The sequence below is a fragment of the Sphingomonas sp. genome (assembly GCF_035555815.1).
Taxonomy (GTDB): domain Bacteria; phylum Pseudomonadota; class Alphaproteobacteria; order Sphingomonadales; family Sphingomonadaceae; genus Sphingomonas.
Window position 1 is genome coordinate 1 of the sequence record NZ_DATMGG010000113.1, and the last position, 19,949, is coordinate 19,949.

The 19,949-nt window shown below is 68.7% G+C and carries 20 protein-coding genes; 8 read left to right on the plus strand and 12 right to left on the minus strand.

Annotated features, from left to right (window positions below; translation table 11 throughout):
• Window positions 1-53: 53 nt before the first annotated feature.
• Complete coding sequence (gene acs / locus VNR91_RS06215) at window positions 54-1,988, minus strand: acetate--CoA ligase (protein WP_325489905.1); 1,935 nt, start codon at window positions 1,986-1,988, stop codon at window positions 54-56.
• Window positions 1,989-2,126: 138 nt separating this feature from the next.
• On the opposite strand from acs, the gene VNR91_RS06220 reads away from it, so the two are divergent.
• Genes VNR91_RS06220 through VNR91_RS06235 form a run of 4 tightly spaced genes read left to right on the plus strand, consistent with a single transcriptional unit; the run spans window position 2,127 to window position 6,991 of the window.
• A complete protein-coding gene (locus tag VNR91_RS06220) occupies window positions 2,127-3,641 on the plus strand; it encodes an efflux transporter outer membrane subunit (protein WP_325489906.1) in 1,515 nt (504 codons plus the stop codon).
• The gene (locus tag VNR91_RS06225; protein ID WP_325489907.1) at window positions 3,641-5,062 is read left to right on the plus strand and encodes an efflux RND transporter periplasmic adaptor subunit; all 1,422 of its coding nucleotides are present in this window, start codon (window positions 3,641-3,643) and stop codon (window positions 5,060-5,062) included. The genes VNR91_RS06220 and VNR91_RS06225 overlap by 1 nt, the downstream gene beginning before the upstream one ends.
• Complete coding sequence (locus VNR91_RS06230; protein ID WP_414712381.1) at window positions 4,974-5,786, plus strand: ABC transporter ATP-binding protein; 813 nt, start codon at window positions 4,974-4,976, stop codon at window positions 5,784-5,786. Before VNR91_RS06225 ends, VNR91_RS06230 begins: the two co-directional genes overlap by 89 nt.
• Window positions 5,783-6,991, plus strand: a complete 1,209-nt coding sequence (locus VNR91_RS06235; protein ID WP_325489909.1) for an ABC transporter permease — start codon at window positions 5,783-5,785, stop codon at window positions 6,989-6,991. Before VNR91_RS06230 ends, VNR91_RS06235 begins: the two co-directional genes overlap by 4 nt.
• 80 nt (window positions 6,992-7,071) lie before the next feature.
• Here VNR91_RS06235 and VNR91_RS06240 read toward each other — a convergent pair whose 3' ends face one another.
• Complete coding sequence (locus tag VNR91_RS06240) at window positions 7,072-7,677, minus strand: nucleotidyltransferase family protein (protein WP_325489910.1); 606 nt, start codon at window positions 7,675-7,677, stop codon at window positions 7,072-7,074.
• A 173-nt stretch (window positions 7,678-7,850) separates the two neighbouring features.
• On the opposite strand from VNR91_RS06240, the gene VNR91_RS06245 reads away from it, so the two are divergent.
• Entirely contained in the window at window positions 7,851-8,822 is a 972-nt protein-coding gene (locus VNR91_RS06245) for a glycerophosphodiester phosphodiesterase (RefSeq protein WP_325489923.1), read from the plus strand.
• Window positions 8,823-8,835: 13 nt separating this feature from the next.
• Window positions 8,836-9,129 carry a hypothetical protein gene (locus VNR91_RS06250; RefSeq protein ID WP_325489911.1) on the plus strand — a complete coding sequence of 98 codons (294 nt, stop codon included), beginning with the start codon at window positions 8,836-8,838 and terminating at the stop codon, window positions 9,127-9,129.
• Window positions 9,130-9,299: 170 nt separating this feature from the next.
• On the opposite strand, the gene VNR91_RS06255 is transcribed toward VNR91_RS06250, so the two are convergent.
• Window positions 9,300-10,007: an esterase/lipase family protein gene (locus tag VNR91_RS06255; RefSeq protein WP_325489912.1), complete on the minus strand. Its 708-nt coding sequence runs from the start codon at window positions 10,005-10,007 to the stop codon at window positions 9,300-9,302.
• Window positions 9,989-10,621, minus strand: coding sequence for a TIGR02117 family protein (locus tag VNR91_RS06260; RefSeq protein ID WP_325489913.1), 633 nt, complete (start codon window positions 10,619-10,621; stop codon window positions 9,989-9,991). The genes VNR91_RS06255 and VNR91_RS06260 overlap by 19 nt, the downstream gene beginning before the upstream one ends.
• A 75-nt stretch (window positions 10,622-10,696) precedes the next feature.
• Between VNR91_RS06260 and phhA the strand changes: the two genes are divergently transcribed.
• The gene (phhA, locus tag VNR91_RS06265; RefSeq protein WP_325489924.1) at window positions 10,697-11,569 is read left to right on the plus strand and encodes a phenylalanine 4-monooxygenase; all 873 of its coding nucleotides are present in this window, start codon (window positions 10,697-10,699) and stop codon (window positions 11,567-11,569) included.
• A 147-nt stretch (window positions 11,570-11,716) separates the two neighbouring features.
• Here phhA and VNR91_RS06270 read toward each other — a convergent pair whose 3' ends face one another.
• From VNR91_RS06270 to VNR91_RS06305, 8 genes are all read right to left on the minus strand, one after another.
• Window positions 11,717-11,977 (minus strand): hypothetical protein, encoded by a 261-nt coding sequence (locus VNR91_RS06270; RefSeq protein WP_325489914.1) that lies wholly within the window; start codon window positions 11,975-11,977, stop codon window positions 11,717-11,719.
• 100 nt (window positions 11,978-12,077) lie between these two features.
• Window positions 12,078-13,076 carry a type II secretion system F family protein gene (locus VNR91_RS06275; protein ID WP_325489915.1) on the minus strand — a complete coding sequence of 333 codons (999 nt, stop codon included), beginning with the start codon at window positions 13,074-13,076 and terminating at the stop codon, window positions 12,078-12,080.
• A gap of 13 nt (window positions 13,077-13,089) precedes the next feature.
• A complete protein-coding gene (locus VNR91_RS06280; protein ID WP_325489916.1) occupies window positions 13,090-14,067 on the minus strand; it encodes a type II secretion system F family protein in 978 nt (325 codons plus the stop codon).
• 51 nt (window positions 14,068-14,118) lie between these two features.
• Window positions 14,119-15,441: a pilus assembly protein CpaE gene (locus VNR91_RS06285; protein WP_325489917.1), complete on the minus strand. Its 1,323-nt coding sequence runs from the start codon at window positions 15,439-15,441 to the stop codon at window positions 14,119-14,121.
• Window positions 15,441-16,073, minus strand: coding sequence for a CpaD family pilus assembly protein (locus tag VNR91_RS06290; RefSeq protein ID WP_325489918.1), 633 nt, complete (start codon window positions 16,071-16,073; stop codon window positions 15,441-15,443). Before VNR91_RS06290 ends, VNR91_RS06285 begins: the two co-directional genes overlap by 1 nt.
• A 14-nt stretch (window positions 16,074-16,087) precedes the next feature.
• Complete coding sequence (locus VNR91_RS06295) at window positions 16,088-17,773, minus strand: type II and III secretion system protein family protein (protein WP_325489919.1); 1,686 nt, start codon at window positions 17,771-17,773, stop codon at window positions 16,088-16,090.
• 1 nt (window position 17,774) lies between these two features.
• Window positions 17,775-18,848, minus strand: a complete 1,074-nt coding sequence (gene cpaB / locus VNR91_RS06300; RefSeq protein WP_325489920.1) for a Flp pilus assembly protein CpaB — start codon at window positions 18,846-18,848, stop codon at window positions 17,775-17,777.
• A 51-nt stretch (window positions 18,849-18,899) separates the two neighbouring features.
• Entirely contained in the window at window positions 18,900-19,370 is a 471-nt protein-coding gene (locus tag VNR91_RS06305; RefSeq protein WP_325489921.1) for an A24 family peptidase, read from the minus strand.
• Between the two features lie 49 nt (window positions 19,371-19,419).
• Here VNR91_RS06305 and VNR91_RS06310 point away from each other — a divergent pair.
• Window positions 19,420-19,949: alpha/beta hydrolase (locus tag VNR91_RS06310; RefSeq protein WP_325489922.1), on the plus strand; the 530-nt coding region annotated here is incomplete at its 3' end.

Here is a 19,949-nt window from a genome sequence, read left to right on the forward strand (position 1 = left end):
GGCGTCATCCTGTGCGGGGCACGGCCGGATCGGCCGGACCTGCCCCGATAGGATCAGCTTTTGATCCGGTTCGCAACCAGATCGTCGACCACCGCCGGATCGGCGAGGGTGGAAGTGTCGCCGAGCGAGGACATGTCGCCCTCGGCGATCTTGCGCAGGATGCGGCGCATGATCTTGCCCGAGCGCGTCTTGGGCAGGCCCGGCGCGAACTGGATCGCGTCGGGGGTGGCGATCGGGCCGATCTCCGTGCGGACCCATTTGACCAGATCGGCGCGCAAGGCGTCGTCCGCCGCCTCCCCCGCGTTCAGCGTGACGTAGGCGTAGATGCCCTGCCCCTTGATGTCGTGCGGCATCCCGACCACCGCCGCCTCTGCCACCTTGGGATGGAGCACCAGCGCGCTCTCGACCTCCGCCGTGCCCATGCGGTGCCCCGACACGTTGATGACGTCGTCGACCCGGCCGGTGATCCAGTAATAGCCGTCATCGTCGCGGCGGCAGCCGTCGCCGGTGAAATATTTGCCGGGATAGGTGCTGAAATAGGTCTGGAAGAAGCGCGCGTGATCGTTCCACACGGTACGCATCTGCCCCGGCCAGCTGCGCGCGATCACCAGATTGCCCTCGGTCGCGCCGTCGAGCACCTTGCCCTCAGGATCGACCACCTGCGGTTCGATGCCGAACAGCGGCAGCGTCGCGCTGCCCGGCTTGAGCGCGGTGGCGCCGGGCAGCGGCGTGATCATCTGCCCGCCGGTCTCGGTCTGCCACCAGGTATCGACGATCGGGCAGCGCCCCTCGCCCACCACCTCATGATACCAGCGCCACGCCTCCGGGTTGATCGGCTCGCCGACGGTGCCGAGCAGGGTGAGCGACGCGCGGCTGGTGCGCGTCACATAATCGTCGCCCTCCTTCATCAGCGCACGCAGCGCGGTGGGGGCGGTGTAGAGAATCTCGACCTGATGCCGGTCGACCACCTGCCAGATGCGGCTGGCGTCGGGCCAGTTGGGCACCCCTTCGTACATCAGCGTGGTCGCGCCGTTGGCGAGCGGGCCGTAGAGGATGTAGCTGTGCCCGGTCACCCAGCCGATGTCGGCCGCGCACCAATAGACCTGGCCGGGGCGGTAATCGAACACCACCTCATGCGTCAGCGCCGCCCACAGCAGATAGCCGGCGGAGCTGTGCAGCACCCCCTTTGGCTTGCCGGTGGAACCCGAGGTGTAGAGGATGAACAGCGGATCCTCCGCGTCCATCGGCTCGGCCGGGCAGTCGGCGGAGACCCCCGCCGCCGCGTCATGATACCAGACGTCGCGCGGCCCCATCGCCACGTCGCCGCCGGTCGCCTTGACCACGACCACCCGCTCCAGGCTGGGCGCATGGCCGGCAGCGACGTCGACATTGGCCTTGAGCGGAACGCGCTTGCCGGCGCGGCGCCCCTCATCGGCGGTGATGACGATCCGCGAATCGCAATCCTGGATGCGTCCGGCCAGCGCCTCGGGCGAGAAGCCGCCGAACACCACCGAATGGATCGCGCCGATCCGCGCGCAGGCCAGCACCGCGAAGACCGCTTCGGTAATCATCGGCATGTAGATGGTGACGCGGTCGCCCTTGCGGACGCCCTGTGCCTTCAGCACGTTGGCGAAGCGGCCGACTTCCTCGAACAGCTGGAGGTAGGTGAACCGCTTCGGCGCCTCGGCCGGATCATCGGGCTCCCAGATCAGCGCGACGTCGCCGCCGCGACTGGCGAGGTGGCGGTCGAGGCAGTTGGCCGCGACGTTGAGCCGGCCGTCGGCGAACCAGCGCACGCCGAAATCGGCCTCGTCGAAGCTCCAGTCGCCCGCGGTCGCCGGCGGCACGATCCAGTCGAGCCGCTTCGCCTGTTCCAGCCAGAATGCGTCGGGATCGGCGAGCGAGGCGTCGTACATCGCGCGATAGCCGGCCGCATCGACCCGCGCGCGGCGCGCCCATTGATCGGGGACCGGATAGACGTCGGACATACTCGCTCTCCTTTGACCGATCTCCCCTTTCCCAACGCGCGGCGCCGGGCGCAAGCCTGAACGATCGTTCCGGCGCCGCGACAATTCGCGACACAAATCCGCTGGACGCCATGCGCACGCCCGGCCAGTGTCGCGGCGATGTCGAGAAGCCTGTTGATCCTGCTGCTGTCGGCCACGGTCCCGCTTGCCGGCTGCACCGTGGGACCGGACTATCGGCCCAAGACCGCCGACGCGCTCGGCGTGCCCGACGCCTATTCGGTGCCCGCCGACGCCGCCGCGCGCGAGGACCTGACCCAATGGTGGACTCGGTTCGACGATCCGCTGCTCCAGCGGCTGGTCGCCAGCGCGGCGACCACCAATCTGGACGTCGCCCAGGCGATCACCCGGCTAAGGCAGGCCCGCGAATCGCTGGTGCAGGCGCGGGCGGACCTGTTGCCCGGGGTGAGCGGATCGGCGGGCTATTCGCGCAACATCAACATCGCCGGCGGCACCAGCCGGGTGACCTTGCCCGACGGCACCGTCACCGACATATCGCGCAGTTCCAACGACAGTTTCTCGATCGGCGCCGACGCCAGCTATCAGGCCGATCTGTTCGGCGGCATCCGGCGCGGGGTCGAGAGCAGCCGCGCGACCTATCAGGCGTCGGGCTATAATTATGCTTCGGTGCTGATCTCCACCCAGGGCGAGATCGCGCGCAACTACATGCTCGCGCGGCAAGCGCAGGCCAACCTGGCCAATGCCCGCGCGGCGCTGGGCATCCAGGACGAAAACCTCCAGATCGCCGGTTGGCGCGTGCAGGCGGGACTCGTCTCCTCGCTTGATCAGGAACAGGCGCGCGCGTCACGGGCGCAGACCGCCGCCTCCGTCCCGTCGATCGAAGCGAGCTACAACAGCGCGGTCGGCCGGCTGGGCGTGCTGACCGGGCAAGCGCCCGGCGCGCTGAAGGCGGAGATGGAAGCGACGCGGCCGATCCCGCGCGGGCCCGATGCGGTCGGCGTCGGCATCCCGGCGGAGGCGCTGCGCCAGCGGCCCGACGTGCTGGCGGCGGAACGCAACCTGGCCGCCGCGACCGCGCAGATCGGCGTCGCCAAGGCGCAGCTCTATCCCGCGCTGCGCATCACCGGCAGCCTGGACACCAACGCCACCGCGCTGTCGCATATCGGCGACGTCATCACCGGCGGGCTGTTCGCCGGGCTGTCGCAGCTGATCTTCGACGCCGGGCGCGCGCGGGCGCAGGTGCGGTCGAGCGAGGCGGCGGCCGACGGCGCGCTGCTGGCCTACAAGGGTACGGTGCTGGCCGCGCTGGAGGATGTCGAGAACGCGATCTTCGCGCTGCGCACCGCGCGCGAGCGGGAACGCGAATATACCGTCGCGCTCGACGCCGCCAACAGCACCGCGATCCTGTCGCGCAGCCAGTATCAGGCGGGGCTGACCGATTTCACCACGCTGAACCAGGCCGAATCCGCGCTGCTGTCCGCCCGCAACGGGCTGGTCCAGGCACAGGCCGACCAGGCGACCGCGCTGGTCCAGCTCTATGTCGCGCTGGGCGGCGGCTGGGACAGCACCACCATTCCCGAAGCGCCGCCGCGCGGATCGCCCCCCGGCGCCGTCGCGACCGGCACCCCGCCCTCGCCACCCCTGCAGGACCGCTGATGGCCACGACCAACACCACAGAACTCAACGACTTCCTCGGCGTGAAGCCCGCGCCGGCGTGGCGGCGCTGGATCAAGTGGATCGTCGTCGCGGCGGTGCTGCTGATCGCGGTGCTGTTGTTGTCGCGCTATGTGCTCGGGTCGAGCACGGCGCCGCGCTATGAGACCGAGGCGGCGCGGCAGGGCAACCTGACCGTCACCGTTTCCGCCACCGGCAAGCTGGCGCCGACCAACCAGGTGACGGTGGGCTCGCAACTTTCCGGCCTGGTCACCCAGGTGGTGGTCGACGTCAACGACCAGGTGAAGGCCGGACAGGCGCTGGCGCTGATCGATCCCGAACAGCTCGACGACCAGATCCGTCAGGGCAAGGCATCGCTGGCGGCGACGCAGGCGCAGGTCGGCCAGCAGCAGGCGACGGTGGCCGAGGCGCGCGCCCAGCTCAACCGGATGGAGGAAGTGTCGCGGCTATCGGGCGGCAAGGTGCCGGCCAAGACCGAGATGGAAACGGCGCGCGCCAATTATCAGCGCGCGCTCGCCTCACTGAAGGCGGCGCAGGCCAATGTCGTCGCCCAGCAGGCGCAACTCGCCCAATCGCAGACCCAGCGCGCCCGCGCGATCATCCGGTCGCCGGTGTCGGGCGTGGTGCTGGCGCGGCAGGTCGACCCCGGCCAGACCGTCGCGGCATCGTTCAACACGCCGACCCTGTTCGTGATCGCCGAAGATCTGTCCAAGATGAAGCTTGAGGTCGCGATCGACGAGGCCGACGTCGGCCAGGTCAAGCTGGGCCAGAAGGCGCGCTTCACCGTCGATGCCTTTCCCGGCCAGAATTTTCCGGCGCTGATCAGCCGCGTCGACCTGGGATCGAACCTGACCGTCAGCGCGGCGACGTCGTCGTCGACCACGTCGACCACGTCGACCACCGGGCAGGTGGTGTCCTATGCCGCCGACCTGACCGTCGCCAACCCGACGCTGGAGCTGCGCCCCGGCATGACCGCGACCGCCGACATCGTCACCACGGAAAAGAACAACGTGCTGCTGGTGCCCAACGCCGCGCTGCGTTTCCGCCCGCAAACGGCGGCGACCGCGGCAGGTGGCAACAGCGGCATCACCGGCGCGCTGGTGATGCGCCCGCGCCGGGGCGGCGGCCAGAACGAACGCCAGGTCAAGACCGATCGCGGCGCCCAGCAGACGATCTACATCAAGGGCGCCGACGGCACGCCGCAGGCGATCTCGATCACCACCGGCGACACCGACGGCAGCGTCACCGAAGTGACCGGCGGCGAGCTGAAGCCGGGCATGGAGGTGATCACCGGCCAGCTTTCCGGCAACGGCGATGCCGCGGCGAAGAAGGGCACGCGCCGTTCGGGCGGCGGCGGCGCCGGGCAGCAGGGCGGCCAGCAGGGCGGGCAGCGTGCCCAATAGCATCGCCCCGACGGCGGACCCGATCATCAGCCTGCGCGACGTCACCAAGGTCTATGGCGAGGGACCGACCGCGTTCCAGGCGCTGAAGGGCGTCGATCTCGACATCGCCGCCGGCGATTTCGTCGCGGTGATGGGGCCGTCGGGCTCCGGCAAGTCGACGACGATGAACATCCTCGGCTGCCTCGACGTGCCGAGCGCGGGCACCTTCCTGTTCCGCGGCCACCATATCGAGACGCTGGGGCGCGACCAGCGCGCGCTGCTACGCCGCCGCTACCTGGGCTTCGTGTTCCAGGGGTTCAACCTGCTCGCCCGCACCAGCGCGCTGGAGAACGTCGAGCTGCCGCTGCTCTATCGCGGCGAGGATCGCAAGGTGCGCCGCGACCTGGGCATGGCCGCGCTCGACAAGGTCGGGCTGGCCGACTGGTGGGACCATACCCCGGCCGAACTGTCGGGCGGGCAGCAACAGCGCGTCGCCATCGCCCGTGCGATCGTCACCCACCCCGACGTGCTGCTGGCCGACGAGCCGACCGGCAACCTCGATTCGGAGCGGTCGATCGAGATCATGGAACTGCTGACCGACCTCAACCGCAACAGCAACATCACCGTGCTGATGGTCACCCACGAGCCCGACATGGCGGCGTTCGCCCGCACCGTCGTCCATTTCAAGGACGGACTGGTCGAGCGGATCGAATCCGGCCACCACGCCGGGGAGGCGGTGGCATGATCGGCACCACCTTCATTCTCGCGATTCGCTCGATCCGCCGGCATCTGCTGCGATCGTTCCTGACCATCCTCGGCATCGTCATCGGCGTCGCCGCGGTGGTGGCGATGGTCACGCTGGGCAAGGCGACCACCGCCGCCGTCCAGAAGCAGATCTCCGCGCTGGGCACCAACGTGCTCCAGGTGCGCCCCGGCCAGGGCTTCGGCCGTGGCGGCGGCGGCCCGCGCCCCCCCGATTTCGACCCTGAGGACGTCACCGCGGTCGCGCGGCAGGTGACCGGCGTCACCGCCGTCGCCCCGCAGGCGCAATCGACCGGCACCGCGATCTATGAGGGATCGAACTGGTCGACCACGATCAACGGCACCACCAGCGCCTATTTCCAGGTCCAGCCATGGGCGTTGCAGCAGGGCCGCACCTTCACCCCCGTGGAGGAAGCGGCGGGCAAGGCGGTGTGCATCATCGGCAACACCGTCTACACCAACCTGTATCGCGGCGGCGCTGCGGTGGGCACGCGGATGCGGATCAACGGCATCTCGTGCGATGTGATCGGCGTGCTGGTGACCAAGGGCCAGCAGGGCTTTGGCGGCGACCAGGACGACGTCGTCATCATGCCGATCAAGGCGGTGCAGCGCCGCTTCACCGGCACCCGCGACATCCGGCTGATGCTGGTCGGCGTCGATCAGGCCTATTCGACCGCGACCGTGCAGGCGGGGATCGAGGACCTGCTGCGCGAACGGCGCAACATCACCGGCGGCAAGACCGACGACTTCAACATCTTCGACACCAAGCAGATCAGCGACACGCTGACCGGCACGACGACGCTGCTGACCGGCATCGTCGCGGCGGTGGCAGCGATCAGTCTGGTGGTGGGCGGAATCGGCATCATGAACATCATGCTGGTGTCGGTGACCGAACGCACGCGTGAGATCGGCATCCGGCTGGCGATCGGCGCGGTCGCCAACGAGGTGCTGATGCAGTTCCTGGTCGAGGCGATCGTGCTGTCGATGCTGGGCGGGCTGATCGGGCTGGTGATCGCGCAGATCGCGGTGATCGGGCTCGCCCCGCTGATGAAGGTCGACTATCTGTTCGATCCGCAGATCAACGTCATCGCCTTTGCCATATCGGCGGTGATCGGCGTGGTGTTCGGCTATTTCCCCGCCCGGCGCGCGGCGGCGCTCAACCCGATCGACGCGCTGCGCCACGAATAGCGGGTTCAGCCCGCGCGCGGTACCCGCCCGCTCCCCGTCCGGCCGACCCCGTGGGTGGTCGGACGGGGCGCCGGCACCGCCTAATCTTTACCGTCGCCGTCGAGGCCGTAGCGCCGCCGCAGCCGTTCGAGATCGTCGAGCGTGTCGATGTCGACCAGTTCGGCGTCCGAGGTCACGACATGATGCGCCCCGGCGATCAGCGCCCGCGCGCCCTCCTCACCGTCGAGCGCCATCAGCCGGTCGAACCAGTCCGCGCCGAACAGCGCCGGCGGCGTCGGGTGGACGCCGTTGCTCGACGCCAGGATGGTGTCGGGGCCGCCGCCATAGTCGAGCAGGCGATAGACGTGGGTCGCGGTGACGCGCGGCATGTCGGCGAACGCGACCAGCGCCGCCCCGGCCCCGGCATCGCGCGCGGCGGCGACCCCCAGCGACAGCGAGCGCGCCATGCCCCGCCCCGGATCGGGATTGGCGACCACGCGATAGCCGCGCGCGGCGAAGTCGACCGTCGTGTCCGACACCACCGCGATCCGTTCCTGAAAGCACACCGCCTCCAGCGCGGTGACGACATGGAGCGCGAGCGGTTCGGCGAGGAACGGCTCGGCCAGCTTGTCGCGCTCGGCGCCGTCGAACCGCCGCGAGCGGCCGGCGGCCAGCAGCACCAGCGCGGTCTGTTCGGCCGGAATCATGCCATTACCCCCACATCGCCCCTTATATCGCCTGTCGCGTCATCGCCTTGACCCATTAGGGGGGAATGCACGGTTTCGGCTTTGGTTTCAGGAGGACGATGATGCGGCGATGGCGGCGGCTGGGCGCGATTCTCACTCTGGCGCTGGCCGGATGGACCGGGCAGGCTGGCGCGATGGACACGACCAGGCCGATCGTCATCGCCCACCGCGGCGCCAGCGGGCTGCGCCCCGAACACACGCTGGCGTCCTACGCGCTGGCGATCGAGCAGGGTGCCGACTTCATCGAACCCGACCTGGTGCCGACCCGCGACAATGTGCTGGTCGCGCGGCACGAGAACAACATCGCCGACACCACCGACGTCGCCGACCATCCCGAATTCGCCGACCGCCGGACGAGCAAGACGATCGACGGCGTCACGGCGACCGGCTGGTTCACCGAGGATTTCACGCTGGCCGAGCTGAAGACGCTGCGCGCCAGGGAACGCCTGCCGCAGCTGCGGCCGGACAATGCCGCATATGACGGCCTGTTCGAGATCCCGACCTTCGCCGAGGTGATCGCGCTGGCCAGGGGGCACAACGTCGGCGTCTATCCCGAGACCAAGCATCCGACCTATTTCGCGTCGATCGGCCACCCGACCGACGCGCTGGTGCTGGCCGATCTGACGGCGGCCGGGTGGAACAGTGCCGACGCGCCGGTATTCATCCAGTCGTTCGAGATCGACAACCTCAAGCGTCTGCATACGCAGACCCGCGTGCGGCTGATCCAGCTGATCGACGCCGACGGCGCCCCCGCCGACGGCGCGGCGCCAAGCTACGCGGCGATGGCCACGCCCGAGGGGCTGCGCGCGATCGCCGAGTACGCCCATGGCATCGGCCCGAACAAGGACATGATCCGCAAGGGCGATGCGGTGCCCTCCCGCCTTGTCGCCGATGCCCATGCCGCAGGGCTGAAGGTCCACCCGTGGACGTTCCGCGCGGAGAATTTCTTCCTGCCCGCGTCGCTGCGCCACGGCATCGATCCGCGCGCGCACGGCGACATCCAGCAGGCGATCGCGCGCGTGCTGGAACTGGGTGTCGATGGCTTTTTCACGGACTTTCCACTAGACGGGGTTCAGGCCCGCGACCGTTTCATCGCCGGGCGCTGAAGGATGTCGTACGATGCGTAAACTGGTCCTGCTGCTGCCGCTGGCCGGCCTGATCACCGGCGGCTGCGTCGCCAAGACGGCGTGGGATGTCGCGACGCTGCCGGTCAAGGCGGGCAGCAAAGCGGTCGACTGGACCACCACCAGCCAGCAGGAGGCCGACCGCAACTACGGCCGCAAGATGCGCAAGGCCGAGGCGCGCGAGGGCGGGGAGCGCAAGGCGTGGGAAAAGCGCTGCAAGAAGCGGCGCGGTGATCCCGAATGCGCGCGATATCAGGGCTATCGCGCCGGGACAGCCGACCTGCGCTGAGGCGCGCGCATCTAGCCCCGTCTGTCATCCCGTCGTCCCGGCCTTGAGCCGGGCCTACCGGAGGCAACGGGCGGAAAAGCATCGGAGCGCGGCGAATGCGGCTTGGTAGGCTCCGCGACGCGGGCCGGGGGACGGGATGAAACGCCGCCGCCCACGGAGGCGCGCTCCCGTCACGCCCGCCGCTGCGCCAACACGCCCGCGATAGCGACAAGCACGTCGGGGTTGAGCTGGACGCCGACGTGGCTGCTGACCACCTCGACCGCGGGTTCGGCGTCGATGCGGCAGGCGCGGCCGTTGACCAGCCCGTCGGACGCGCTCCAGATCGCGGTGGCGGGCACCGGCAGCGGCCGGGCTACCTCGGCGCGCAGGCCCGCGACATGGGCGTCGTCGATCCGCTCCCCCGTCAGCCATTCGAACGCGCGCCACACGTTGGTCGCGCGCGGCGGGCCGGCGAAAGGCGAACTGACCGTGATGACCTCGCGCACCAGATCCGGCCGGCGATGCGCGATCAGTCGCGCCATGATCCCGCCCAGGCTGATCCCGATCAGCGTCACCGGCTGCCCCGCGTCCGCGACGATCGCCTCGACCCGCGCGAACAGCCGCTCACCCTCCAGCCCGATCGTCCGCGCGCCGAGGTTGCGGCCCAACCGCCACGGATGCGCGCGATAGCCGAGCCGGTTGAGGAAGCCGCGCATCGCGAAGTTCGAGCGGTCCGAATTGAACAGCCCCGGCAGCACCAGAACCGGCCGGCCATCCCCGGCCGGCGCCGCGCGCAGCCGCCGCCGCGCGCCGGCCAGCCGCGCCGCGTTGACCGCGCCGCGCGGCCATTCACCCCACATCAGCCGCGCCGGTGGGGGCTTCAGCTCGCCGGCAGCCATAGCATCACCGTCGCGGGAAAGGGCGTCCACACCCCCATCCGCACGCCCGCCGCACGCAGCGCCGCCCCGGTCCAGGCATTGCAGGTGGTCACCGCGCTGTAGCGACCGCGGGCGGGGTAGAAGGCGTCATAGTCCGCATAACCGAACCGATGCCACGCCGGTTCCGCGAAGCTGGCGCGGATGAAGGCGGCAAGGCGGCGATACTCGTCCGGGCGCAGCACGACGCTGCGGACGTTGGCGCCGGGGCGCGGTTTGGGCAGCGCATCGACGTGCATCACCGTGCGGCGGCTGCCAATCGCCGCGCGCAGCACCGTGGCCGGGCTGACATCGGCCCAGTCGGGGGTGTTGAGGTAGAAATCATGATCGCCCCAGCCGAAGCTGCGCCAGCCGTGCGCCGCCTGGCGCGGATCGCGCAGATGATCGGGGCGGATCAGGTCGCTCCAGTCGACCCCCGCCACGCGCACCGGCACGACAATGCCGGTGTGGATGCCATTGTCCTCGACGTAGATGCGCACCCCCTCCACCGGGGCGCGCCAGCCGGGATTGGCGGGAACCGCGCCGCCGATCAGCCCGGCCAGCGCATAGCCGCCGACCAGCAGCGCCACCGCCACCACCAGCCATCCCGCACATCGGGCGGTTCGCCGCCGCCATCCACTTTGTTTCATATGCAACTATGCTATACCCGCGACATGGCCGACGACACGCACGTACTCGATTCCCCGCCCGCAGGCGCCGCCGCCGACTGGACGATCGCCCAGGACTGGCAGCATTACACCGCGCAGGAACACGCCACCTGGGATACGCTGTTCGCGCGACAGGCGAAATTGCTGCCGGGCCGCGCGTCCGACGTCTATCTGCGCGGGCTGGACGTGCTCAAGCTGAGCAAGCCCGGTATCCCCGACTTCACCGAACTGAGCGAGCGGCTGATGGCGCTGACCGGGTGGCAGGTGGTGGCGGTGCCGGGGCTGGTGCCGGACGACGTGTTCTTCGATCACATGGCCAACCGCCGCTTCGTCGCCGGCGATTTCATCCGCCGGCCCGACCAGCTCGACTATCTCCAGGAACCCGACGTGTTCCACGACGTGTTCGGCCATGTGCCGATGCTGGCCGATCCTGTGTTCGCCGATTATCTGGCCGCCTATGGCCGGGGCGGGCTGCGCGCGCTGGAGCTGGGCGCGCTCAAGCAGCTGGCGCGGCTCTATTGGTACACCGTCGAATTCGGACTGGTCGCCGAGCCGGAGGGGCTGCGCATCTATGGATCGGGCATCGTGTCGAGCTATAGCGAATCGCAGTTCGCGCTCGACGATCCCAGCCCCAACCGGATCACCTTCGACCTGAAAAGGGTGATGCGGACGGAATATCGCATCGATGATTTCCAGCAGAATTATTTCGTCGTGCCCAATTTCGACGAGCTGCTGCGGCTGACGGTGGAGACCGATTTCGCCCCGCTGTACGACGAGATCCTGCCGCTGCCCGACATCCCGGTGGCCGAGATCGTAGCGGGCGACGAAGTGCTGACCCATGGCACGCAGGATTATGCGCGGGCGCGGGCGGCCGCCTGAGCGCACCCTGCGACGGATCGACATTCCCGAATATCAGCGGTCGGTGCGTCCCTTTTTAAGTGTCACCCCGGACTTGATCCGCTTTGGATCCCGGGTTCGCCGGATGACGCCGCATAAGGATCGCTGCCGCGTGAATGTCGATCTGCCCTAGACGATGTCGCGGCGGGTATCCGCGCCGGCGACCATCTGCGCGGTGATCGGCGCGGCGGCGGCGAGGCGGTCGCGTTCCGCCTCGGCGGCCTTGATGCGCGCTTCCGCATCTGCCCGATAGGCGGCGTGTTCCGCCTCCACCTCGCGCAGCCGGTTGCGCCACCTCGACCCGCCCGAAGCACTTGCGAGGCCGAGCAGCCAGCCGGCGATCAGACACAGCGCCAGCACCGCGAACTGGGTCGGCGTATTGAAGATCATCGCGAACCTCCCTGTTACGAAGGTTCAACGATGTCGGCGCGCGCACGTTCCGTTATGTGTTCAGACCGACACTTACCCGGCCGGTTCCTCGCTCGGCCCGTTACTTGCTCAGCAGTGCGTCGTTGATCGAGCAGGCCGCCGGGCCGAGGATGACGACGAACAGCACCGGCAGGATGAACAGGATCAGCGGCACGGTCATGATGGCCGGCAGGCGTGCGGCCTTTTCCTCGGCGCGCATCATCCGTTCGTTGCGGAATTCAGCCGACAGCACGCGCAGCGCCGACGCCAGCGGCGTGCCGTATTTCTCCGTCTGGATCATGGTGGTGGTGACGCCCTTCACCGCATCGAGGTTGACCCGGTTGGCGAGGTTCTCGAACGCCTGCCGCCGCTCGGTCAGAAAGCCCAGCTCGATCGAAGTGAGCTGGAACTCCTCGCCCAGCTCGGGATAGGCGCGCCCCAGCTCGCGCGCGACGCGGCCGAACGCGGCGTCGACGGTCAGACCCGCCTCCGCGCAGATCACCAGCAGGTCGAGCGCGTCGGGCAGCCCCTTGCGGATCGCCTTCGACCGCTTGTCGATCTTGTTCTTGAGATACAGGTCGGGCGTCTTGTAGGCGAGGATGAAGGTGCCGGCGACCAGGCCGTAAGCCTTGAGCGGGCTCCAGTCGGAGAACATGTCGGTCCCGTAGACCATGTAGAGCATCGGCCCGCCCAGCGCGATCGGCAGCGCCAGCCGGCCGAAGATCACCGCGACCGCCCATTCCTTTGACCGGATGCCGGCCTGGAGCAGCTTTTGCTGCGCCACCTTGATCTGCGAATCCTGGAGCACCTGCAACGACGTCAGCAGCGCGCGGATACGGTCGGTGGTCTCGTTGCGCTGCACCAGCTTGGCGCGGCGCTTCGATGTCGAGGCGGTGATGCCGGCCTTCAACTGCTCGCGCCGTTCCTGCAACGCCTTGACCCGCTTGACCATCGGATCGCGCACGGTGGTGGCGGTGTAGAGCGCGAACAGCACCGCCATCGCGGCGACGCCCGAGAGCAGCGTGGCGACCCACAGCACGTCGATGCCGAGGATGGTCGGACCGTTGGGAGGAGGAGTCATCGCGGCCGCTCCCTCAAATCTCGAAGTTGATCATCTGGCGCATGATGAACGCGCCGATGCTCATCCACACCATGCCGCCCAGCCCGGCGATGATCAGCCGCTGGTCGATGAAGAAATTCTGCATGTAGCTGCCGTTGATGTACCAGATCAGCCCGAACACGATGAACGGCAAAGAGCCGATGATGTAGGCGGACGCCTTTGATTCGGACGACATCGCCTTGATCTTCAGCTTCATCTGCCCGCGCATCCGCAGCACGTTGGCGAGATTGGCGAGCGTTTCGGCCAGGTTGCCGCCGGTTTCGCGCTGGATGGCGATGGTGATGACGAAGAACTGGAATTCGGGCGTGCCGAGCCGGTCGGAGGTTTCCTGAAGCGCCGAATCCATCGTCCGGCCGATCTTCATGCGATCGGCGACGGCGCGGAATTCCTCCCCGACCGGGCCGGGCACTTCCTGCCCGACCACGCCCATCGTCTCGGTGATCGGCAGGCCCGATCGCAGGCCGCGCACCAGCAGCTCGATCGCGTCGGGGAATTTGGCGGTGAACTTGGCGATGCGCCGCTTGATGAAATAGCCGACCACCATGTGCGGCAGCCCCAGCCCGACCACCAGGCCAACGAACAGCGCCAGCAGCAGCGGCGCGCCGCGCATCGCGAGCAGCAGCGTGGGGATGACGATCAGCCCCAGCGTCGCCAGCCCGTACTTGCCGACCGTCCAGGTCTTGCCGGTCATGTTGAGCCGCTTTTGCAGCAGCGCCGGGTTGGGGAGCACCCGCGCGAAGGTCAGGTCCATCTGGCTGGCGCGGCTGGTGGCGATCTTGCGGACCTGCGCTTCAAGCGCGACCGACGATCCGGCGGCCGAATGGCGCGCGCGCAGGGTGGTCAGCCGGCGTGCCCCGACCCGCGCCGCCGACGGGCCGCTGAACGCGACCCACAGCAACGCCAGCACGCAGAACGCGCTGGCACCTAGCAGCATGAGCGGCAGCAATTCCACGCGCGTGACCCCTAGCCTATCCGCATCGCGGCGAACCGCGACGCGCTCCTGTTACTTCTTCGCCTTGCCCGGAAATTTGGCGGTCAGCCCGGTCAGCTTGCCGAGCAGCGACCCGCCCTTTTCGGCGCCGCCCGCATCGGCCTTGCCGCTGCCGAGCAGCTTTTTCTTGCCCTTGGGCGGGGCCTCGCCGGCGCCTTCGTCGATCGTGTCGAGCAGATGCTGGGCGAGGTCGGCGATCGGCTGGAGCGACTTCACGCCCTTGGCCGCCTCGGCCAGCGGCTTGCCCAGCTTGGCCGCCTGCGCCGCCTGCTTGGGTTCGAACGGGACGACGAAATCGACCTTGCGCTCGATCGATCCCTCGAAATCCTTGCGGCTGATCTCGATCTGCGCGGAGGCCTGGACGCGGTTGGCGACCACCACCAGCCGGGCTTGCGGCGCGTTCGATTTGAACCACGCGAGCAGCCGGATCGTGTCGCGCGCCGCCGCCAGCGTGAGTTCGGTGACCAGCACCGCGATCTGGATATCGCTGACCAGATGCGGATGGTTGACCAGCATCGCGCGCGGGAGGTCGACCACCGTCGCCTCGAACGCCGTCTTCAACTCCTCCTGGAGCTGGTAGAAGGCCGCGCCGTCGGTGACGATCGGCGAATGGATCGGCGCCTCCGCCGACAGCACCGCGAGCCGATCCGACGCGCGCACCATCGCGCGTTCGATGAACAGCCCGTCGATGCGGCTGGGATTCTCGATCGCGTCGGTCAGGCCGCGGCCCGGCTCGAGATCGAGCGCCAGCGCGCCGGTGCCGAAATGGACGTCGAGGTCGAGCAGCGCGGTGGTGCGGTTGCCCTTGCCGCTGATCAGCCACGCCAGCGACGTCGCCAGCGTCGATGCGCCGACCCCGCCGCGCGCGCCGATCACGCCGATGCCGCAATGCGGACGCTCGGTCGACGCCTCGGTCGTGCGCGGCGCGTTGAGCAGCGCCAGCGCCTGCGAGAAGCTTTCGCGCAGCATGTCGGGATTGAGCGGCTTGAGCAGATAATCCTGGATGCCGCTGGCGACCAGATCGCGGTACAGCCGCACGTCATTGACCTGGCCGGCGGCGATCACGACCGTGCCCGGTTCGCACACTTCCGCCAGCGCGTTGATGTCGTTGAGCGGATCGCCCGATTCGGACAGGTCGACGAACAGGATGTTCGGGCTGGCGGACACCGACAGCGTCTGCACCGCGTTGCGCAGCCCGCCCTTGTTCACCTTCTCGGCGGACCAGCCCATCTCGACCGCGATCGGGCGGATCGCCTCGGCGGTCGACTCGTCGCAGACGAAGGCGACGAACGGTTCACGCTGGCCGGCGCGCGCGGGGGTCCAGGGAGCGTTCATCAGTTTCCGCCCTTCGAGCTTTCGGTTTTCAGACCTGCCGACCCGGTCGGCGGCGCCTTGCGCAGCGTGTCGATCGCCTTGAACGACGCCTGCACGTCGGCGGTGCCCGATCCGGGCTGGCCGCGCACCAGATCCTCCGGCCGGGCGACCATCGCCGCCAGGTTGGAATTGGTCGCGCAACCATAGTTGGACCAGGTGTTGCCGTTGAAGTCGTTGCCCGACACGCGACTGTGATCGGGGCAGCCCGGCACCGACGCCGACATGCGCGACACGATCACACGGGCGGTGCCCGGGGTCAGCGCGGCGACGGTCACCGGCACCTCATCACTGACCAGCAGCCCGAAACGGGCGGCCTGCGCCGCGACCGACCGGCGCACGCCGTTGTCGTCGCCGCCGCTGCCGTCCTCGACCGCGATGCGATCGCCATAGCCGACCCGCAGCGACGTCAGCCAGCCGCCGAGCCGCTGGGCCTCGCCAGGGGCGAGTCCGTCACCCGACATGGCGACGTCGAAGGCATAGTCATTGCGCTCGACCACCGGCTGGTGGACCGATTCGAGACCGCGGTTCGCGGTGCCACAGCCGCCGAGCAGCAGCGCGGGCGCGATGAAGGTCAACAGGCGCTTATGCTTCATGATCTTGCCCTCCATCACCGGAAGCTGAAGCCGGGCGTGGCGCCGGCCCCTTTCTTAATCTTGTCCTTGCCCTTGCGCGGTTCCGCCACCGGGGTGGTCGCCACCGCCTCGCGACGCTGGTCGCCGGGGGTGGGCGCGGTCGGCACCACGCCGGCCGGCGCGACCGCGCCGATCGACGGCGACGGCGCGCTGGGGGTGACCATCGACGGCTTGGGGCGATCCTCGCCGCTTTGGCCACCCGACAGCGATCCCATGAACACCCGCTGCAGGTCGGTCGGCCCCTTGTAGCCGTCGGTCGGCAGGACGATCTGGTTGGCGTTGACCGGCTTCACCAGATACGGCGTGACGACGATGACCAGCTCGGTCTCGTTGCGCTTGTAGCCGTTGGAGCGGAACATCGCGCCCAGGATCGGCACGTCGCCCAGGCCCGGGGTCTTGTCGATCTGGTTGTCGTGGCTGTTGGACAGCAGGCCGCTGATCACCATGCTTTCGCCCGATCCCAGCTCGACCGTGGTTTCGGTGCGGCGCGTGGTCAGCGACGGGATCTGTGTGCCCTGGAACACGACGGCGCCGGCGGTCGATAGCTGCGACACTTCCGGCCGGACCCGCATCGAGATGCGGCCGTCGGCCAGCACGGTCGGGGTGTAGGCCAGGCTGACACCATATTGCTTGTACTCGATCGACACCGCGCCAAGGCCGGTGGCGATCGGGATCGGAATCTCGCCGCCGGCGAGGAAGCTCGACGTCTCGCCCGACAGCACGGTCAGGTTCGGGTTGGCCAGCGTCGTGACCTGGCCGTTGGTCTCGCCCAGGTCGATCGCCGACAGGACGTCGAGCCCGAGCAGGTGGCCGGCGAGGCCCAGCGCGGTGCGCGCCGTGCTGCTGGCCGGCTTCAGGTTGGTGAAGTCGAACGCCTTGCCCGTCCCCGGCAGCACGAAGCTGCCCGTGGCGGGATTGAACGGCAGGCTGAGCGAGCCTGCCGGCAGGCCGTAGAGCGACGAAGCGTCGAGCAGCGGGAATCCCGAAATATCGGCCGGGCCGCTGGTGCCGACGGTGCGGCCGGACGCGATGCCGAACTGGAACCCGCCGGTGGTGTCCTTCGCCTGGAGGTTGTTGCCGATCGTCTTGAGGAAGCTGCGGCTGACCTCGGCGATCTTGACCTGAAGATTGACCTGGAGCGGCGTCGCCGTCTTGAGTCGGCTGAGCACCTTGATCTTGTCGCCGACGAACGCCTGGACCAGCCGTTCGGCCTCGGCGGCGTCGTTGGGCTGCGCGACCACGCCGGTGAGCAGGACCAGCCCGTTCATCGTCGTCGCGGTCACCTGTGATTCGGGCATCGCCAGCGACAGCATCTGCTGGATGCTCGAATAGTTGGTGCCGACGCGCACGGTGGTGGCATAAACCACGCGGCCCGCCTTGGTGGTGGCGGAAACGGTCGTTTCCCCCGGTGCCTTGCCAAAGATATAGATCTGGGTGGGCGAGCGCACCTGGACGTCGGCGATCGCGGGATCGGCGACGAACACGTCGCTGATCGGCGCGGTCAGCGTTACCATCCGCCCGCGGCTGGTATTGACCTCGACCAGCGGGAAGGACTGGGTCGACACCGTCTGCGCGGTCGTGGCCACCGGCGCCGCGACAAAGGTCGTGGCCGCGAGCGCGATCGCCAACGGAAGCCGCATCGGTTCCAGCGAGAAACGCATGTTAGTTCCTTCCGCCCGACGGCAGGCCGGGGATGATCCCGGCGCCCGGTTGATTCTTGTTGCCGAATTCGACCTCTTCGACCGCGTTGCCGCGCGCGACCCGCACCACCGGCCCCTTCGGCACGGCAGTCATCGTCAGGCCGATCACGGCACCGGGCGCGCCCTGCTGGCCGGCTTCCTGCGGCTTGCCGGGCACGGTGCGGCGCTGGAAGCGCGACACGTCCGCCCCGGTCGAGAAGCTGCCCTTGCCCGCGCCGGGGCGGCCGTTGGCGGCGGCGAGCATCGCCTTTTCGTTCTTGGGATCGTCGCCGTCGGGAACGTTGACGTCGCCCGACGCGATCGCTTCCTCCAGCTCGCCGGCATTGTCGGCGATCGAGCGCAGCGACAGGGAAATCTCGCCGACCGATTGCGCGACCGCGATCTGCTCTGCGATACGCGGCGTGGTTTCGAGCGTCACCGTCGAATAGGTCTCGACCAGCGTGTTGCCCTTGTCGTCGACCGATTTGTCGGTCTTTTGCCCGGTGGCGAGCACGCGCAGGTTGCGCAGCACCGTCTCCGCCGCCTTGAGCGGGGCGCCGTCGCCGCCGCCGGTCACCGACTGGGTCAGGATCAGGTCGACGCGGTCGCCCGGAAAGACGAAGCCCGCGACCGACGACTGGGTCGACACCGGCACCGTCACCGCGCGCATCCCCGCGCCCAGCGCGGCGGCGAGGAAGCCGCGATCGCCAGGCTTGACCAGCGCGCCCTGGGTGATCGGCTGCCCCGCCGGGATGGCGAAGCGGACGACCGTGCCCTGAAGCGATTTCAGGTCGGGCGTGGCTTCCTTGGTGAAATAGGCGCCCTCGACGAGTTCCTGCGGCCAGGGCTGGAATTTCATCGCGGTCGCGTCGATGATCGTGCCGACGGGCAGCGCCCGCGTCGCCACGAGCACTTCGGGGCCAGTCGGCACCGGCGCGACGTTGTTCGCCCCGGCGACCGGCGCACCCGCGCCCGACATGAGGTTGCGCGCCATGAAGGCGGTCACGGCGGCGACGAGCAACGCGGCCACCAGCAGCACTATCTTCCGTCCATCCATGCCGACACTGGCCTTTCGAAAATTCGGGCGGGTTGATCCGTGGTTAATCAATCACCGCAATTGGTTAATTATCGGTTCGCGAAGACTGAGCAGCGCGGCGATGGCGATCGCGACGCCATAGGGAATCTCGATCGGGCGCTGTTGCGAGCGCCACCATTTCTCCACCAGCATGATGACCGTCAGCACGCCGCCGAGCAGCGACATCACCACCAGCATCCACAGCATCGGCATGGGGGGCAGCCACAGCGCCAGCGCGCCGATCAGCTTGACGTCGCCGCCGCCCATCTGGCCGAGCGCGAACGCGCCGATGAACACCGCGAACACCAGCAGCGCGAAGCCGAACTGGAAGGCCATGTCGGGCCACAGCGTGTAGCCGTTGGTCCACCACCACAGCGGCGCCAGCAGGGCGATCGCCGCGTTCTTCCAGTTGGCGATTTCACGCGTGCGCGCATCCTCGATCCCGGCCGAGACCAGGAGCAGGCCGATTGTGCCCAGCAAGGCAAAAGAAAGATAATCCCCCATCAATCGTATTGCCTAGACGAGCCCGCTTTCCAAAACGTAACCAGCGGGAATGAGTGTCTCGCCCATCGACCGCCGCGCCTATCCCCAGGGCGCCACCATCGACCGCTGGATCGCCAACGACGGCTATGCGCTGCGCCGGTTCGACTGGCCGGCGCCGGGCGAAGCGGACGCGTCCCCGCGCGGATCGATTCTGTTCCAGTGCGGGCGCGGCGACATCTTCGAGAAATATCTGGAGACCTTCGCCCATTGGCACCGACTCGGCTGGCGGGTGACCTCGCTCGACTGGCGCGGACAGGGCGGGTCGGGGCGGCTAACCGATCGCCCGCACGTCGGGCATATCGACAGCTTCGATCGCTATATCGCCGACATCGGCGGATTCTGGCGCGACTGGAGCGCCGGTGCCGCCGGCCCGCGCGTCGCAATGGGGCATTCGATGGGCGGCCACCTGATGCTGCGCGCGATGACCGAACGCGCGGTGGCCCCCGACGCCGCCGTGCTGATCGCGCCGATGCTGGGGCTGCACGCACCGATCGGCCCGCGATTCGGCGAATGGCTGGCGCGGACGATGGGCGGCATCGG

Coding starts and splice junctions, on each gene's coding strand:
- VNR91_RS06225 (WP_325489907.1), top strand. CDS start 3,641: ATGGCCACGACCAACACCACAGAACTCAACGACTTCCTCGGCGTGAAG.
- VNR91_RS06270 (WP_325489914.1), bottom strand. CDS start 11,977: ATGATCTTCAATACGCCGACCCAGTTCGCGGTGCTGGCGCTGTGTCTG.
- VNR91_RS06285 (WP_325489917.1), bottom strand. CDS start 15,441: ATGAACGCTCCCTGGACCCCCGCGCGCGCCGGCCAGCGTGAACCGTTC.
- VNR91_RS06245 (WP_325489923.1), top strand. CDS start 7,851: ATGGACACGACCAGGCCGATCGTCATCGCCCACCGCGGCGCCAGCGGG.
- VNR91_RS06275 (WP_325489915.1), bottom strand. CDS start 13,076: ATGACTCCTCCTCCCAACGGTCCGACCATCCTCGGCATCGACGTGCTG.
- VNR91_RS06290 (WP_325489918.1), bottom strand. CDS start 16,073: ATGAAGCATAAGCGCCTGTTGACCTTCATCGCGCCCGCGCTGCTGCTC.
- VNR91_RS06230 (WP_414712381.1), top strand. CDS start 4,974: ATGCCGCGGCGAAGAAGGGCACGCGCCGTTCGGGCGGCGGCGGCGCCG.
- VNR91_RS06295 (WP_325489919.1), bottom strand. CDS start 17,773: ATGCGTTTCTCGCTGGAACCGATGCGGCTTCCGTTGGCGATCGCGCTC.
- VNR91_RS06305 (WP_325489921.1), bottom strand. CDS start 19,370: ATGGGGGATTATCTTTCTTTTGCCTTGCTGGGCACAATCGGCCTGCTC.
- VNR91_RS06235 (WP_325489909.1), top strand. CDS start 5,783: ATGATCGGCACCACCTTCATTCTCGCGATTCGCTCGATCCGCCGGCAT.
- VNR91_RS06250 (WP_325489911.1), top strand. CDS start 8,836: ATGCGTAAACTGGTCCTGCTGCTGCCGCTGGCCGGCCTGATCACCGGC.
- cpaB (WP_325489920.1), bottom strand. CDS start 18,848: ATGGATGGACGGAAGATAGTGCTGCTGGTGGCCGCGTTGCTCGTCGCC.
- phhA (WP_325489924.1), top strand. CDS start 10,697: ATGGCCGACGACACGCACGTACTCGATTCCCCGCCCGCAGGCGCCGCC.
- acs (WP_325489905.1), bottom strand. CDS start 1,988: ATGTCCGACGTCTATCCGGTCCCCGATCAATGGGCGCGCCGCGCGCGG.
- VNR91_RS06240 (WP_325489910.1), bottom strand. CDS start 7,677: ATGATTCCGGCCGAACAGACCGCGCTGGTGCTGCTGGCCGCCGGCCGC.
- VNR91_RS06255 (WP_325489912.1), bottom strand. CDS start 10,007: ATGGCTGCCGGCGAGCTGAAGCCCCCACCGGCGCGGCTGATGTGGGGT.
- VNR91_RS06220 (WP_325489906.1), top strand. CDS start 2,127: ATGTCGAGAAGCCTGTTGATCCTGCTGCTGTCGGCCACGGTCCCGCTT.